This is a genomic window from Demequina salsinemoris, assembly GCF_000974805.1.
Lineage (GTDB): Bacteria > Actinomycetota > Actinomycetes > Actinomycetales > Demequinaceae > Demequina > Demequina salsinemoris.
Window position 1 is genome coordinate 42367 of record NZ_BBQZ01000008.1, and the last position, 15845, is coordinate 58211.

Genomic DNA, 15845 nt, shown 5'->3' on the forward strand with positions numbered 1-15845 from the left:
GCCGTCAGTCCTGAGGCGGAGCGTTGCGCCGGTGCGTGAAGGCGTGGAACTCGTCCATCGTCATCGGCGCCTCGGGCAGCTCGTGGCGCGTGGAGGTCGCGCGCATGCCGTCGAGCGCGATGAGGATCGCGCGTCGCAGGGCGTCGCGCTCCACGCCCTGCGGGTGCCCGACGAACGATCCCAGCGCGAACATCGTGAGCGTGATGTCCCCGAGCTTGAGATCCTCGCGCATCTCACCCTCGGCCTTCGCCGCGGCGACGAGATCGGCGAACGGCGCCGCCATCACCTGGGTGGGCGCGTACTCCGGCTCCACCTCATACATGAGGCGCATGACGGCGCGCAGCCCGGGAAGGTCGGCGAGCAGCAGCACGACGGACTCGACGAGCCCCGCGAAGCGCTCCCACGCGCTCTCCGTCTCAGGCGGCATCCTCAGGCCCGCCGTGAACTCCTCGGCCGCGCGATCGTACAGCGCCCGCACCAGGGCGTCGTGGTCGGGGAAGTGCCGGTAGGCGGTTCCCGCGCCGACGCCCGCGGCGGCCGCGAGCTCGTTGACGGACACGTCGGCGTTGCGCGAGCCGAGCAGGTCGAACGCCGTCGCGAGGAGGCGCTCGTGGTTGGCGACCGCGTCCTTGCGCGGGCGACGTGGCTCGATCATCCCGCCAGTCTAGGAGCGGACGATGCGGCTGTTCGCGCAGCGCCGAAGGGGTGGGCCGGGCGTCGGTTCCGGGTTACATTAGAGGGGACGTCGGACCGTGGTAGCCCCGGGCTCCAAATCCAGCCGCCAAGAGCGGCCTTCGCGCCGACTGGCGCTCCCGGTCCGGCGTCTTCTCATGCCCAGGCGACTGACGCATCGTCCTGCTCCGACGCCCTGTGAGCACACGGCTGCTCAGAATCGGCGATCCTGAGCACTCACGTTCTCCAGGGACGCATGCTGGGTACGGCTAGAGCGGGACCTGAAGTCCGTGCGACTCCACCGCGACCACCTGGGCCCCCGACTCCGTCGACCGCAGATGCGCGACCAGGACGCCTCCTGCGGGAAGGTACGGGTTGGAGCGGGGCAGGGCGCCGTAGGTGTACGGACGGCGCGCGGCGCGCACCATCTCGATGATCGTCGGCAGCGTCGGCCGGTGCACGCAGATCACCCGCGCCACGTCCTTGTCGAGCAGCCTCTGCAGCAGCGTCGCCGTGCGCGCGGGGTCCGACGCGTGGAGCGGCTCGGTGAGCGCCGTGTGGGTCTTGATCGGGATCCCCGACGCCTCCGCGAAGGGGCGGACCGTCGCCATCGTCCGCTCGGCGGGGGACGACGCGATCTTCGAGGCGCCGAAGGCCGCGAACAGCGGCACGAGCTGCTCGGCCCGCTCGGCACCGCGCTTCGTGATCGGCCGCGCGAGGTCGGTGCCGTGCCACGCCTTGCGACGCTTCGCGCGCGCGTGCCTCGCGATGACGAACGCGTGCGTGTCGAGCCGCTCGTTCTCGTACGCGGTCACGAGCGCCGACAGGGGGCGCAGGTCGTCCTTGAAGGTGATCCGGCGGTAGGCCTCGTCGATGCCGAGCCACGCGCTGCGGTCCACCTCGTCCTTGTTCACCGGAGGAACCGGCGGTCGGGCGGAGACCGCGCGGCTGCTCTTGGACGCGACGCGCGCCGCCCAGTACTTCACGACCTTGGTCTTGTCTCCCGCGATGGGATACCTCAGCGACGGCAGCGGCTGCCCGAGCACCACCTGCTTGCCCGTCTCCTCCGCGACCTCGCGGATCGCGCACGCCGGCAGGGTCTCACCCGGGTCGAGCTTGCCCTTGGGCCACGACCAGTCGTTGTAGCGCGGACGATGCACGGCGAGCACCTGCAGCTCGTCGTCATGGATCCGCCAGACGATCGCGCCCGCCGCGACGACGGTGCCGGGTGGGTACCGCCTCACTTGCCGCTTCGCCTCCGCTGGGGCTGACGCTCGATGTAGAGGGATTGGAGGTCCTTGAGGGGCTTGCCCTCCGCATCGGCGCGCATCGCCTGCCACGAGCCGTCGGAGCGCAGCTCCCAGGCCCCCGTCCCCGGATCCATCGCGAGGTCGATGGTCTCCTCGAGGAGCGCGATCTGCTCGGGATCGACGATGGTGACGAGCGCCTCGATGCGGCGGTCGAGGTTGCGGTGCATGAGGTCGGCCGAGCCGATGAAGATCTCGGGCTCCCCGCCGTTCGCGAAGCCGTAGATGCGCGAGTGCTCGAGGAAGCGGCCGAGGATCGAGCGCACGCGGATGCTCTCGCTGAGGCCAGGCACGCCGGGACGCAGCGCGCAGATGCCGCGGACCACGCAGTCGACCTTCACGCCGGCCTGGGAGGCCCGGTAGAGCGCGTCGATGACCTTCTCGTCGACGAGCGAGTTGACCTTGATCTTGACCCAGGCCTCCTCGCCGTTCCTGGCGCGCTCCGCCTCGGCGTCGATGCGCTCGATCAGCCCCACCCGGATGCCGGTCGGCGCGACGATGAGGCGGCGGAACTTCGCCTTGGGCGCGTAGCCGGAGAGCTGGTTGAAGAGCTTCGTGAGGTCGGCGCCCACGTCGGGGTTCTTGGTCAGCAGGCCGTAGTCCTCGTACAGGCGCGCGGTCTTGGGGTGATAGTTGCCGGTGCCGACGTGGCAGTAGCGCTGGAGCCCGTCGTCCTCCTGCCGCACCACGAGAGACAGCTTGCAGTGCGTCTTGAGGCCCACGAGGCCGTAGACCACGTGCACGCCCGACTGCTCGAGCTTGCGCGCCCACGAGATGTTGCGCTGCTCGTCGAAGCGCGCCTTGATCTCCACGAGCGCGAGGACCTGCTTGCCGTTGCGCGCCGCCTCGATCAGCGCGTCGACGATGGGGGAGTCGCCCGAGGTGCGATACAGCGTCTGCTTGATCGCGAGGACCTTGGGGTCGGCCGCGGCCTGCGCGAGGAACGCCTGCACCGAGGTGGAGAACGAGTCGTACGGGTGGTGCAGGAGCACGTCGCCGCGCGAGATCGCGGCGAAGATGTTCTGCTCCTGCGCGGACTCGACCGGGGCGAGCTTGTGGTGGGTCGTGGGGCGGAACGCCGGGTACTGGAGCTTGGGGCGGTCCAGGTCCGCGATGACGTTCAGGCCCGTGAGGTCGAGCGGCGCGGGGAGGTGGAACACGTCCATCTCCGTGATGCCGAGCTCGCGCACGAGCAGCTCGCGGATCTTGGGCGGCAGGTTGTCCGCGACCTCGAGGCGCACCGCGGGGCCGAAGCGGCGGCGCAGCAGCTCCTTCTCCATGGCCTTGAGGAGGTTCTCGGCGTCGTCCTCCTCGACCTCCACGTCCTCGTTGCGGGTGACCCGGAACGTGTAGTGGTTGATGACCTCCATGCCGGGGAAGAGGTAGTCCAGGTGTGCGCCGATGACGTCCTCGAGCGGCACGAAGCTGCGCGGCTCGTCCGACAGCGACCACGCGTCGGTGATCTGCGACGCGCGGCCCTCCATGTCCACCGACAGGAAGCGGGGCAGCGTCTCCGGCACCTTGACGCGGGCGAAGTACTCCTTGCCCGATCCGGGGTCGCGGATCTCGACGGCGAGGTTGAGCGACAGGCCGGAGATGTACGGGAACGGGTGCGCGGGGTCCACGGCGAGCGGGGTGAGCACCGGGAAGATGTCCGAGCGGTACAGCTTGCGCAGGCGGTTCTGCTCATTGTCGCCCAGCTGCTCGAAGCGGACCAGGTGGATGCCCTCGCGGGCCAGCTCGGGAAGGACGACATCCTCGAAGACCGAGGCGTGCTCGTCCATGAGCTGGTGGGCGCGCTCGGTGAGCGACTCGACCAGTCGCGTGGGGCTCATGCCCGTGGCGGACGGGACGGCGAAGCCCGCCGCGATGCGGCGCTTGAGGCCCGCGACGCGGACCATGAAGAACTCGTCGAGGTTCGAGGCGAAGATCGCGAGGAAGCGCGCGCGCTCGAGCAGCGGCGTGGTCGGGTCCTCAGCAAGCTGGAGGACGCGCTGGTTGAACGCGAGCCACGACAGCTCGCGGTCCAGATACCGGTCGTCGGGCAGGTCGGCGAGCGCCTCCCCGTCGTAGACCGGTACGGCCATCGTCTCGTCGGAGACGATCTCGAAGGCCGTGCCTGCTGAGGGAGCGGGCTGAGGTCCCGCCTCGGTGAGGTCCATGCTGTCCGCCATGGTCCTTATCGTTGCACGGTCGCCGAAGCGTGGCGAGACCTTCACCCCGGTTTCGCCGGGCCGCCCGCCGTGCGTGGCCGGACCCGCATCGTCGCCGCTCCGGCGACCCGCATCGTCCCCGCCCGGTCGCCGCCGCGACCGCCCGCATCGTCCCTGAGAAACCATCCTTGAGAATGATGATCCGCCGGCCCGCGCTCGGCTAGAACAGGAGGGAGACGAGTTCCTGTCCGCGACGCCGCCGAGCGGGCGCGGGCACGCGAGGAAGGAGCGGCGATGGCGCCGGCACCGATCGAGATCGACCACCTCACCAAGCGTTTCGGCGACGTGGTCGCCGTGGACGATGCGTCGTTCCAGATCGAGGAGGGCGAGATCTTCGGCTTCCTCGGACCGAACGGCGCCGGAAAGTCCACGACCATCCGATGCCTGCTGGACCTCATCCGGCCCACCTCGGGCTCGTGCCGCGTGCTCGGCCTCGACTCGCGCAAGGACGCCGTGGAGATCCGCCGTCACCTCGGTTTCCTCCCGTCGGACCTCGCGATGTACCCCAACCTCACGGGGCGTCAGACGCTCGAGTTCCTCGCGCACCTGCGCGGCGGCGTCGACTGGGCCTGGGTCGACGAGCTGTCCGAGCGGCTCGACGCCGATCTCTCGCGCAGGGTCGCCGAGTACTCGTCGGGCAACCGGCAGAAGGTCGGCATCATCCAGGCCTTCATGAATCGTCCCCGGGTCGCGGTGCTCGACGAGCCGATCACGGGTCTTGACCCGCTCGTCCAGCTCGAGTTCCACACGATGCTGCGCGAGCACGCCGCGGCCGGCAACACCGTGTTCCTGTCCTCGCACACCCTGTCCGAGGTCGAGCGAGTCACCGACCGCGTCGCGTTCATCCGCCGCGGCAGGCTCGTCGCCGTCGAGAGCATGGATGAGCTGCGCGACAAGGCGGTGCGCCGGCTGCGGCTCGAGTTCGCGGCGCCCGTCCCGGCCGCGGACTTCCTGGCCGTGCCGGGCGTGCACGAGGCCAGCGCCGACGGGCTCGTTGTGACGGTGCAGTACGAGGGCTCGATGGCCCCGCTGCTGCGCGCCGCGACCGACCGCGAGGTGCTGTCGGTCGAGTCCGGATCGCTCGACCTCGACGAGATGTTCCTCGAGTTCTATCGCGACGAGGTCGGCGAGGACGTCCTGGCCGAGGAGGCCTCCGAGGAGGAGCGGGCCGCGGGGCGCGGGAGCCGCTGATGATGCTCCGGACGCTGTACCTCAAGTCGGTGCGGGACCGCTGGCTCGGCGCCGTCATCGGCGTCGCCGCGCTCACCGCGACCGCGTTCATGAGCATGTGGGCGTACTCAGGGATCGGCGACGACGTCGTCGGCTTCTTCGACCAGATGCCGGACTTCTACCGCACGTCGATCGGCCTGAGCTCGAGCGGTGGCGTCACCACGCTCATGATGAGCATGATGCTCAACTTCCTGGGGCCGTTCGTGATCGCAGGCATCGCGATCTCGATCGGCGCGGGCGTGATCGCCGGCGAGGAGCGCACCGGCACCGTCAACATCCTGACCACCGTGCCGCGCTCGCGGCGCCGGCTCCTGTGGTCCAAGACGATGGCGATGGTCTCGGTCGTGGCGGGCGCAGGGCTGCTCAGCTGGGCGGGTTACGCGCTCGCGGTCGTGAGCTTCGGGGAGGGCCTGTCAGAGGTGCACGTGGGCGCGTCGACGGTCCACGTCCTCGCGGTGTCGCTGCTGTTCGGGTCGCTCGCGCTCGCGATCAGCACCGCGACGGGGCAGCAGGTCCTCGGATCGGGCATCGCTGCAGGGCTGCTGATCCTGTCGTTCCTCATCTCCGGCGTCGTGCCGCTCATCGACGGGTACAAGAGCTGGGCCAAGGTGTCGCCGTGGTTCTACATCGGCGACGGGGAGCCTCTCACCAACGGCGTGCAGTGGGCGCCGGTGTCGATCATGCTCGCGGCGTCGGCGGCGCTCATCGGCGTCGCCTTCTGGACGCTCGAGGGCAGGGACCTGAGGTCCGGCGAGGGCGGTCTCCCGATCCTCGAACGCCTCACCGCTGACCCGCGCGTCGAGAAGGCGATCACGATGCTCCAGGGGCGCGGCGGCGCTCGGGGGATCGTCGGCCTGACGCTCACCGAGGGCCGCGCGATCATGATCATCGCCGGAGGCGGCATCTTCATGATGCTGTCGGTGATGGGCCTGCTGTTCCTCGCGGTGTCCGACTTCGTGGGCGACTTCGTCGAGGTGTTCCCCGACTCGATCATGGCGATCGTCGGATTCGCCGACTACACGACCCCCGAGGGCTGGTATCACGGCGAGGGGCTCAGCATCGTCGCCCCCGTCGCGGTCGCGGTGGTCGCGATCAACCGCGGCATGAGCCTCGCGGTCGAGGAGCGCACCCGCCGCGCGAGCCTCCTGTTCGGCAACCCCGTGTCCCGCGCCGGGGTCGCGTGGCGCAAGCTCGCGGCGACGATGCTCGCCGCGATCGGGGTCTCGGCGCTCGCCGGGGCGGGGGTCGCGGTCGGCAACGTGTCCGCGGGGCTCGACATGTCGTGGGCCAACATCGGCGCCGCGACCCTGCTGCTCGCGCTGCTCGCGACGACGCTCGGCGCGGTCGCCTTCCTCGGTGCCGCCGCCACGGGCAACCCCGCCGTCGCGAACGGGGCGGGCACCGGCGTCGCGATCCTCGGCTGGGCGATCGTGTCCTTCGCCGCGGTCAACGACGCGCTGCTGCCGTGGGCCAGGCTCTCGCCGTTCTACTACTACTCGTGGCACCTGCCGCTCGAGAACGGGCTGATCTGGTGGCACCCGCTCGTGCTGGCCGGGGCCACGGCCGTGCTGGGGGCGATCGGGGTGTGGGCGTACACGAGGCGCGACCTCAAGGGCTGATCCGGGGCGGTGCGGGCGGGGTCGGAGGACGTCGGGTGTCGCATCATGTGACTCTCGGGACGGATAACGATTCGGCCACGCTGAACGGGGGCGTTTCCTCCTCGTGTTTCGGGCGCGTAAACAACCAGGTGAACTCGCCTGGGAGGTGGGGGCACGTGTGCTAGCATGGAGGTCCGCGCGGCCGTGGGGGTCAGCGCGAACCTCATCGATGAGAGAAGGTACGTATCTTGCGTTCCCTTGCAGCTCGTCGCCTCGCGGTGGTCTCCGGACTCGCCGTCGCGACGCTCAGCCTCGCCGCCTGCTCGAGCGGCACGGACTCCACGTCCGACTCAGCTTCGGCAGACACCACGTCCGAGGCGTCCGACGGCACCAGCGACTCGCTGCTGATCGGCACCACCGACGTCATCACCAAGCTCGACCCGGCCGGCTCGTACGACAACGGCTCGTTCGCGGTGATGAACCAGGTCTACCCGTTCCTGCTGAACACGCCCTACGGCTCCTCCGACGTCGAGCCCGACATCGCCGAGTCCGCGGAGTTCACCTCGGACACCGAGTACACGGTCGTCCTCAAGGAGGGCCTGACGTTCGCGAACGGCGACGCCCTGACGTCCTCCGACGTCAAGTTCACGTTCGACCGCCAGCTGGCGATCTTCGAGTCGGGCGCCGACGACGGCAACGGCCCCGGCTCGCTCCTGTACAACCTCGACTCGGTCGAGACCCCCGACGACCTGACAGTGATCTTCCACCTCAAGTCCGCCAACGACCAGGTGTTCCCGCAGATCCTGTCGAGCCCCGCGGGCCCGATCGTCGACGAGGAGGTCTTCTCGGCCGACTCGATCACCTCGAACGAGGACATCGTCGCCGGCAACGCGTTCGCCGGTCAGTACGCCATCACGGACTACGTCGAGGGCAGCCTGGTCAGCTACGAGGCCAACCCCGACTACATGGGTCTCCTCGGCGCCGCCAAGACGCAGTACGTCGACGTGACGTACTACGCCGACGAGTCGAACCTCAAGCTCGACATCCAGGAGGGCAACATCGACGTGGCGTACCGCTCGCTGTCCGCGACCAGCATCGCGGACCTGCGTGAGGACGAGAACGTCAACGTCGTCGACGGCCCCGGTGGAGAGATCCGCTACATCGTCTTCAACTTCGACACGATGCCCTACGGCGCCACGACCGCCGACGCGGACGAGGCCAAGGCCCTCGCCGTCCGCCAGGCGGCCGCCGACCTGATCGACCGCTCCGAGATCGCGGAGCAGGTCTACCAGAACACCTACACGCCGCTGTACTCGTACGTGCCGGACGGCCTCACGGGTGCGCCCCAGTCGCTCATGGACCTCTACGGTGACGGCTCGGGCGGCCCCGACGCCGACGCCGCCGCGAAGGTCCTCGAGGACGCCGGGGTCGAGACCCCCGTGGCCCTGAGCCTGCAGTACAACGGCGACCACTACGGTGACGGCTCCGCCGCCGAGTACGCGCTGATCAAGGACCAGCTCGAGTCGACCGGCCTGTTCACGGTGGACCTGCAGTCGACCGAGTGGGTCCAGTACTCGAAGGACCGCACCTCGGACGTGTACCCGGCCTACCAGCTCGGCTGGTTCCCGGACTACTCGGACGCGGACAACTACCTGACGCCGTTCTTCCTGACGGACAACTTCCTGGGCAACCACTATGAGAACCAGGACGTCAACGACATGATCCTCGAGCAGGCCGTGACCGCGGACACGGACGCGCGCACCGCCCTGATCGAGGACATCCAGGACGCGGTCGCCGCCGACCTCTCGACCCTGCCGCTGCTGCAGGGCGCGCAGGTCGCCGTCACCCTGACCGACGTCTCGGGTGCGGAGGACACGCTCGACGCGTCCTTCAAGTTCCGCTACGCCGCCCTGTCCAAGGGCTGACACGCCTAGAGTGGGGGCCGGGCGCACGCCCGGCCCCCACTCTTCGTCGTCCCCTCCGATGACCGGCCCCTGAGGCCACCGAAGGACCACGTATGACCACGTCCGTCGAGACGCCGCCGGCGAAGCCGGCCCCCAGGCCACGCAAGGACAAGTCCGGCGGAGGCGCGCTCGGCCGGTACATCCTCGTGAGGGCCCTGCTCATCATCCCCACGGTGTTCATCCTCGTGACCACCGTCTTCGTGCTGATGCGCGCGACGGGCGACCCGATCACCGCGGCCCAGGGCGGGCGCCTGCCCGCGGACCAGCTCGCCGAGCGCATACACGCCGCGGGCTACGACCGCCCCCTGATCGTCCAGTACCTCGAGTACCTGGGCGACCTGCTGCACGGCGACTTCGGCACCACCCTCTCGGACGGCCGACCCGTGACCGAGATCCTCATCACGTACGGCGCCGCGACGCTCGAGCTCGCGTTCTACGCGCTCATCGTCGCGTTCGCGGTCGGCATCCCGCTGGGGCGCATCGCGGCGCACAGGCGGGACAAGACGCCCGACGCCGTGCTCCGCGTGCTCGCGATCCTCGCCTACGCGACCCCCGTCTTCTTCGCGGGCCTGCTGCTCAAGCTCGTCTTCTCGGTGTGGCTCGACATCCTGCCCGTCAGCGGCCGCGCGGACACCCGCGTCGCCCTCCAGCTCGGGCGGATCGACAACCCCACCGGGATCTACCTCATCGACGCGATCAAGACCGGCGACTGGGCCAACGTGACCAACGTGCTCCAGCACGCGATCTTGCCGGCCCTCGCGCTCGGCCTGCTCACCGCGGGCGTCTTCCTGCGCCTCGTGCGCACCAACGTCATCTCGACCCTCGGCTCCGGGTACGTCGACGCGGCGCGCTCGCGAGGCGTCTCCGAGCGTCGCCTGCTGCGCAAACACGCCTACCGTCCGGCCCTCATCCCGATCGTCACGGTGATCGGTCTCCAGATCGCGCTGCTGCTGTCAGGGGCCGTGCTGACCGAGACCACGTTCGAGTGGAAGGGGTTGGGCTTCCAACTCGCGCAGTACCTCCAGGCGCGCGACTTCGTCGCCGTGCAGGGCATCGTCGCGATGCTCGCCGTGATCGTCGCGCTCACCAACTTCATCGTGGACATCATCGCCGCGCTCATCGACCCGCGAGTGAGGTACTGACGTGACCACCGCTCCCGCGACCGCCCCCCGACGCTCGCTCTGGGCGCGCCTGCCGATCGTCTCGCAGCTCCGCTCGAGCGTCGGCCTCCAGCGAGGCATGCTCATCGCGGGCCTCGTGCTCGCCGCGATCTTCCTGCTCACCGCCCTGTTCGCGCCCGTGCTCGCGCCCTACGGCTTCGCGCAGCTGCGCGAGGGCGACGAGCTGTTCGGCGCCACGCAGCCGCCGTCCGCCGAGCATCTCTTCGGCACCACCGTCGGCGGCTACGACGTGCTGTCCCGCCTCATCTGGGGCGCCCGCACCGCGTTCTTCGTGATCGTCATCGCGGTGACCGCCTCGCTCGTCGTCGGAGTCCTGCTCGGACTGGTCTCCGGGTACTTCGGCGGCTGGCTCGACCGCGTGCTCGTCGTCGTCGCCGACGCGCTGTACTCGTTCCCCTCCCTCCTGCTCGCGATCGTGCTCGCGATCGTGATCTCCGGAGGACAGTCGGGCATGTGGTCCGGCATCTTCTCCGCGGCGCTGTCGATCACGGTGATCTTCGTGCCGCAGTACTTCCGCGTGATCCGCGCCGAGGTCGTGCGCATCAAGGCCGAGGCGTTCGTCGAGTCGGCACGCGTGATCGGCTCGTCGCACTGGCGGATCATGGTCCGTCACGTGCTGCGCAACTCCACGAGGACGCTCCCGCTGATCCTCACCCTCAATGCCTCCGAGGCGATCCTCACGCTCGCGGGACTGGGCTTCCTGGGCTTCGGCATCGACCCGACCGCCGCGGCCGAGTGGGGCTACGACCTCAACCGCGCCGTCGCCGACGTCGCGTCCGGCATCTGGTGGACCGCAGTGTTCCCTGGCGCCGCGATCGTGCTCGTCGTGCTCGGCCTCACGCTCGTCGGCGAGAGCCTCAACGACCTCGCGGACCCGCGGCTGCGCAAGCGCGCCGCGGGCGCCGAGCCCGTCGAGGACCTCGGTGTTGAGCTGCCCGCCGACGCCCCGGCCGGCGACGACGAGGCCGCCGCCGCATCGTCCACGACCGCATCGTCCGGTCCCGACGACGGCCCCGATGCCGGCCCCACGACCAAGGAGGGCGCGCTGTGACCGACGTCGTCGACATCAAGGACCTGCACGTCACCTTCGCGACCGACTCCGGACCTGTCCGCGCGGTCGACGGCGTGAGCCTTGCGGTCAAGCAGGGCGAGGTGCTCGCCGTGGTGGGCGAGTCGGGATCGGGCAAGACCGTGACCGCGCGCACCATCCTGGGGCTGCTGCCCGAGACCGCCACGATCAAGGGCGCCGTGGTGCTGTCGAGCAAGGACGGCAAGGCGGAGGGCGACATCGTCACGATGTCGGGCTCCGAGCTGCGCAAGGTCCGCGGCCGCGACGCCGCGATGGTGTTCCAGGAGCCGTCCACCGCGCTCAACCCCGTGTTCCCCGTGGGCTGGCAGATCGCCGAGGGGCTGCGCGCGCGCGGCAAGTACTCGAAGGCGGAGATCCGCGAGAAGGTGCTCGACGTGATGCGCCGCGTCGGCATCCCTGACCCCGAGACCCGCATCGACCACTACCCGCACCAGTTCTCCGGCGGGCAGAAGCAGCGCATCGTGATCGCGCAGGCGCTCGTGCTCGACCCCGGCGTGATCGTGGCGGACGAGCCGACCACCGCGCTCGACGTCACCGTCCAGGCGGAGATCCTCGACCTGCTGCGCCGGTGCCGCGACGAGTTCGGCGCCGCCGTCGTCCTCATCACCCACAACATGGGCGTCGTCGCGGACCTCGCTGACCGCGTCGCCGTGATGTACCAGGGCAACCTCGTCGAGCAGGCAGACGTGAGGACCCTCTTCAGCGCCCCCCGGGAGCCGTACACCCAGCAGCTGCTCGCTGCGGTGCCGCGCATCGGCGAGGGGCTCGAGCGTGCGCACGAGCGCGCCGCACGGCGGCCCGAGGGCTGGGAGGACCAGAAGCCGGCCGTCGAGGCCAAGGACCTCCGCATCGTCTATCCGGGGCGGTTCCGCCAGCCGGACTTCGTGGCCGTCGACGGCGTGGACCTGTCGATCAAGCCGGGCGAGGTGCTCGGGCTCGTCGGCGAGTCGGGCTCCGGCAAGACCACCATCGGCCGCGCGATGGCGGGCCTGACGAAGGTCTCGGGCGGATCGCTCGAGGTGCTCGGCGTCGAGATGAACGGGATGAAGGAGAAGCAGTTCAAGCCCGTCCGTCGCCGCATCGGCTTCGTCTTCCAGGACCCCGCGACGAGCTTCAACCCGCTGCTCACGATCGCGCAGTGCGTCGCCGAGCCGCTCATCGTGCACGGCAAGGCGGGCGACGCGGGCGAGGCGAGGGGACGCGTGAACGAGCTGCTCGAGGCGGTCCAGCTGCCCACGTCGTTCGGCGACCGCTATCCGCACGAGCTGTCCGGCGGCCAGCGTCAGCGCGCGTCGCTCGCCCGGTCGCTCGCGCTCGAGCCCGAGCTGCTGATCGCCGACGAGCCCACCTCGGCGCTCGACGTCTCGGTCCAGGCGAAGGTTCTCGACCTGTTCGACGAGCTCCACCGCGAGCTAGGCTTCGCGGCCCTGTTCATCAGCCACGACCTCGCGGTCGTCGACATGCTGGCGGACCGCATCGTCGTTCTGCATCGCGGCAAGGTCGCGGAGGAGGGCACCGGCGACCAGGTCCTCGGCAACCCTCAGCAGCCGTACACGCAGCGGCTGCTCGCCTCGCTGCCCGTGCCCGACCCGGTCGCGCAGGCTGAGCGCCGTGCTCAGTGGGAGGAGCTTCGCGCCGCGGGCGAGTAGCGTGCCAGGCATGACAGGCCTCGTCGTCACCACCAGGGCAGGCGCCGTCCGCGGCGCCGAGATCGCCGACGGAGTGCTCGCCTGGAAGGGCATCCCCTACGCCGCGCCGCCCGTCGGGGAGCTGCGCTGGGCCCTGCCGCAGCCGCACGCCGGGTGGGCCGGGGTGAGGGACGCGCTCGCGTACGGCGCTCCGGCGCCCCAGCCGCCGGCGCCGGCGGCCCCCGAGCCCGACGTCCGCGGCATCGTGCCTCGTGGCGCGCTCCCCGCGCCCGACGAGGACTGCCTGGTCCTCAACGTCACCGCGCCCGCCGACGCGGTCTCCCTGCCCGTGATCGTGTGGATCCACGGAGGCGGCTTCCAGGGTGGGACCGGGACGGACGGTCCTGGCGACGGGTCGCGCTTCGCCTCCGCGCAGCGGGCGGTCGTCGTCTCGGTCAACTATCGGCTCGGGTCGCTCGGCTTCCTCGCGCTGCCCGACGCAGGACCCACGGGCTCGTACGGCCTGCACGATCAGGTCGCGGCGCTCGCGTGGGTGCGTGACAACATCGCAGGCTTCGGCGGCGACCCCGCGCGGGTCACCGTGGCCGGTCATTCGGCGGGAGCCAAGTCCGTCGCGAGCCTCCTCGCCTCGCCGCTGACCACGGGGATGATCGCGGGCGCGGTCTCCCTGTCCGGCGGCGGCGACTTCGTCTCCACCCCCGAGCACGACGCCCGGCTGCGCGTCAGATTCCTGGGCGAGCTCGGGCTCCCGGACGATGCGCCCGTCGCCCGGGTGCGCACGGTCCCCGTCGCCGACCTGGTGGCGGCGCAGGACGCCCTCGCGCGCGGCCCGCGCGGCACCTGGATCTGGCGGCCGTCGATCGACGGGGTGGTGCTGGAACGCGTGCCCGTCGACGCGATCGCCGCGGGCGCGGCCGCGGGGATCGCGCTCCTCGCGCAGCACACCGTGCTCGAATGCCTCCTGTACGACGCGCTCGTGCCGCGCTCGCCCGAGCACGCCGACCGGGTCCTCGCCGAGGCCCTCGGGGACGACGAGGTCGCGCGCCTGCTGGCCGCGTACGCGACCGCGCGGCCCGAGCTGGCCGACGATCCGCATCGTCTGCGGGTCGAGGTCTTCTCCGACGAGCGCTACGTCGTTCCGACCAGCCGGCTCGCCGACGCGCAGAGCAATCACGCGCCCGTCTACCGCGCACGCTTCGACGGGCCTGTCCCCGCCCTGCCGTTCCCTGGCATCCCCGACGGCCCCATGCCCGCGACTCACGGCTCCGACGTGATGCCGGTGTGGTTCGGCATCGGGCCAGGCGGCCGGGCGCTGTCCGACGCAGTCGGCTCCTTCGTGGCGACCGGCGCGCCCCGAGCCGAGGCGCTCCCCTCGTGGGAGGGCTACGACGAGGACTCGCGCGCGACGATGGTGATCCGCGAGGCGAGCGGCGCCATGACGAGCGACCCCCACGGCGGGCAGCGCGCCGCCTGGGACGGGCACGCGTGGACCCCTGGCACCTGGTGGCCTATCGCGGGCCTGTGATCGCTTCCTGTGTGCCGCCCTTGTGTGGCGCCCTTGTGTGGCACCGGGGGCCGCGCTACCTTCAGGCATGATCGCGGCGACGGCCGCGACTCGAGGGGAGTGCCGATGGCTGACGACGAGGGGACCTCGCCGCAGCCGTGGAGCGCGCAGGAGGCCTGGGTCGCACCGGCGCTGAGCGAGGCGGAGGGCGCGGTGCCGGCGCCGAGCGCGGGACAGGACCCCTGGGCCGGGCAGCCGCCGTGGGCCGGGCAGCCGCTGGCGGCGTCCCGGCCGTGGATGGCGGAGCCCGCCAAGCGGCGCAGCGCGTTCGGCCTGGTCGGGCTCGCTCTCGCCGCCGTCGCGCTCGTGGCCCCCCTGTTCATGGGCCACTTCGTCCTGGTCGCGTGGCTGCTCGCGATCCCCGCGATCGTGCTCGCGATCGTCGGCCTCGCGAGGCCCCAGGATCGCAACGGGTTCCCAACCGCGGCGCTCATCACGAGCATCGTCGCGATCATCGTCTCCACGGCGGTCTTCGCGTTCACCGTGGTCAACGGCATCGGCGACGTGATCGAGTCGGCCGACGACTGGCTCGGCTCCGCGCGAGGCGCCTCCGACGAGGACGGTACCCGCGGGGTCGGCACCCTCGAGAAGCCGGCCGCCGCGGGCGAGGCCTTCTCCTTCGACTCCTCGTACAACGGCGAGGACGCGACCGTCTGGGAGGTGACCGTGGCGGGCTACGTGGACATCCCCGGCCTGGACACGCTCGAGGACGGACGATGCGTCGCGGTCGTGGGCAGCATCGTCCCGACGCACGTGGTCGAGGGCGAGGACACCTCCTGGTGGATGGACACCCCCGACGTGACCGTGATGATCGACGGCGAGGCCCAGTACGGCTACGGCGACTGCGACGTCTCCGGCGTCGAGGATGCCGGTTACCGGCACCTGTGGGAGGCCGAGGTCCCCGAGGGCGAGACGTTCGACTTCTACTACGAGCTGTGGATCCCCGAGGAGACGGACGGGGACATCCAGGCGATCGTCGTGGGCGACCCGGAGTCCGAGGGAGCCGCGTTCATCCGAGCGGTACAGGTAGGGGAGTGATATGAGCGAGGTCGAGGACGTCGAGGAGTCTCGGACCCACGTCGCGTGGAGGATCGCGGCGTCGGTCGTGGGTCTCGCGACCCTCGGCGCGACGGCGTGGCTCGTGCTGCGAGCCCTGTCGTTCGAGGACACCACCGCGACCGGCACCGACGCGTACATGAGCGGCGACCTCATCGGGCTGTCCGCCGGGGCCCTGCTGCTGCTCGGCACCGGGGCCGGGATCGCTACGGGGCTGTGGCGTGGACGCCTGTGGGCCAAGGTGGTGCTCATCGGCTCGCTCGTGCTCGCGGGCGTAGCCGCCTACTACCTCCACGGGCGCGGCTGACGCCTCGCCCCACT

The 15845-nt window shown here is 70.7% G+C and carries 12 protein-coding genes; 9 read left to right on the forward strand and 3 right to left on the reverse strand.

The genetic code is table 11. The features are described 5' to 3' along the window. Window positions 1-4 precede the first annotated feature (4 nt). The 3 genes from AOP78_RS13520 to AOP78_RS13530 form a co-directional block, all read right to left on the reverse strand. On the reverse strand, window positions 5-655 hold the full coding sequence (locus AOP78_RS13520; RefSeq protein ID WP_062205848.1) for a TetR/AcrR family transcriptional regulator: 651 nt from the start codon (window positions 653-655) through the stop codon (window positions 5-7). Window positions 656-941: 286 nt separating this feature from the next. Next, on the reverse strand, window positions 942-1916 hold the full coding sequence (locus tag AOP78_RS15295; RefSeq protein WP_062205849.1) for an NUDIX hydrolase: 975 nt from the start codon (window positions 1914-1916) through the stop codon (window positions 942-944). Continuing rightward, window positions 1913-4066 carry an RNA degradosome polyphosphate kinase gene (locus AOP78_RS13530; RefSeq protein ID WP_236685392.1) on the reverse strand — a complete coding sequence of 718 codons (2154 nt, stop codon included), beginning with the start codon at window positions 4064-4066 and terminating at the stop codon, window positions 1913-1915. Before AOP78_RS13530 ends, AOP78_RS15295 begins: the two co-directional genes overlap by 4 nt. A 360-nt stretch (window positions 4067-4426) precedes the next feature. Here AOP78_RS13530 and AOP78_RS13535 point away from each other — a divergent pair, with 360 nt between their 5' ends. The 9 genes from AOP78_RS13535 (at window position 4427) to AOP78_RS13575 (ending at window position 15831) form a co-directional block, all read left to right on the forward strand. Further along, window positions 4427-5383, forward strand: a complete 957-nt coding sequence (locus tag AOP78_RS13535; RefSeq protein ID WP_083980198.1) for an ABC transporter ATP-binding protein — start codon at window positions 4427-4429, stop codon at window positions 5381-5383. Next, entirely contained in the window at window positions 5383-7041 is a 1659-nt protein-coding gene (locus AOP78_RS13540; RefSeq protein ID WP_062205852.1) for an efflux permease Rv1217c-related protein, read from the forward strand. The genes AOP78_RS13535 and AOP78_RS13540 overlap by 1 nt, the downstream gene beginning before the upstream one ends. 227 nt (window positions 7042-7268) lie before the next feature. Beyond that, window positions 7269-8945, forward strand: a complete 1677-nt coding sequence (locus tag AOP78_RS13545; protein WP_062205855.1) for an ABC transporter substrate-binding protein — start codon at window positions 7269-7271, stop codon at window positions 8943-8945. A gap of 92 nt (window positions 8946-9037) precedes the next feature. Continuing rightward, on the forward strand, window positions 9038-10126 hold the full coding sequence (locus AOP78_RS13550; RefSeq protein ID WP_062205858.1) for an ABC transporter permease: 1089 nt from the start codon (window positions 9038-9040) through the stop codon (window positions 10124-10126). A gap of 1 nt (window position 10127) precedes the next feature. Continuing rightward, window positions 10128-11216, forward strand: coding sequence for an ABC transporter permease (locus tag AOP78_RS13555; protein WP_083980200.1), 1089 nt, complete (start codon window positions 10128-10130; stop codon window positions 11214-11216). Further along, window positions 11213-12904 (forward strand): dipeptide ABC transporter ATP-binding protein, encoded by a 1692-nt coding sequence (locus tag AOP78_RS13560; protein WP_062205861.1) that lies wholly within the window; start codon window positions 11213-11215, stop codon window positions 12902-12904. The genes AOP78_RS13555 and AOP78_RS13560 overlap by 4 nt, the downstream gene beginning before the upstream one ends. 10 nt (window positions 12905-12914) lie before the next feature. Next, window positions 12915-14429 (forward strand): carboxylesterase/lipase family protein, encoded by a 1515-nt coding sequence (locus tag AOP78_RS13565; protein WP_062205864.1) that lies wholly within the window; start codon window positions 12915-12917, stop codon window positions 14427-14429. Window positions 14430-14534: 105 nt separating this feature from the next. Continuing rightward, window positions 14535-15506, forward strand: coding sequence for a hypothetical protein (locus AOP78_RS13570; RefSeq protein ID WP_062205867.1), 972 nt, complete (start codon window positions 14535-14537; stop codon window positions 15504-15506). A 1-nt stretch (window position 15507) separates the two neighbouring features. Further along, complete coding sequence (locus AOP78_RS13575; RefSeq protein ID WP_062205870.1) at window positions 15508-15831, forward strand: hypothetical protein; 324 nt, start codon at window positions 15508-15510, stop codon at window positions 15829-15831. Window positions 15832-15845: the final 14 nt, after the last annotated feature.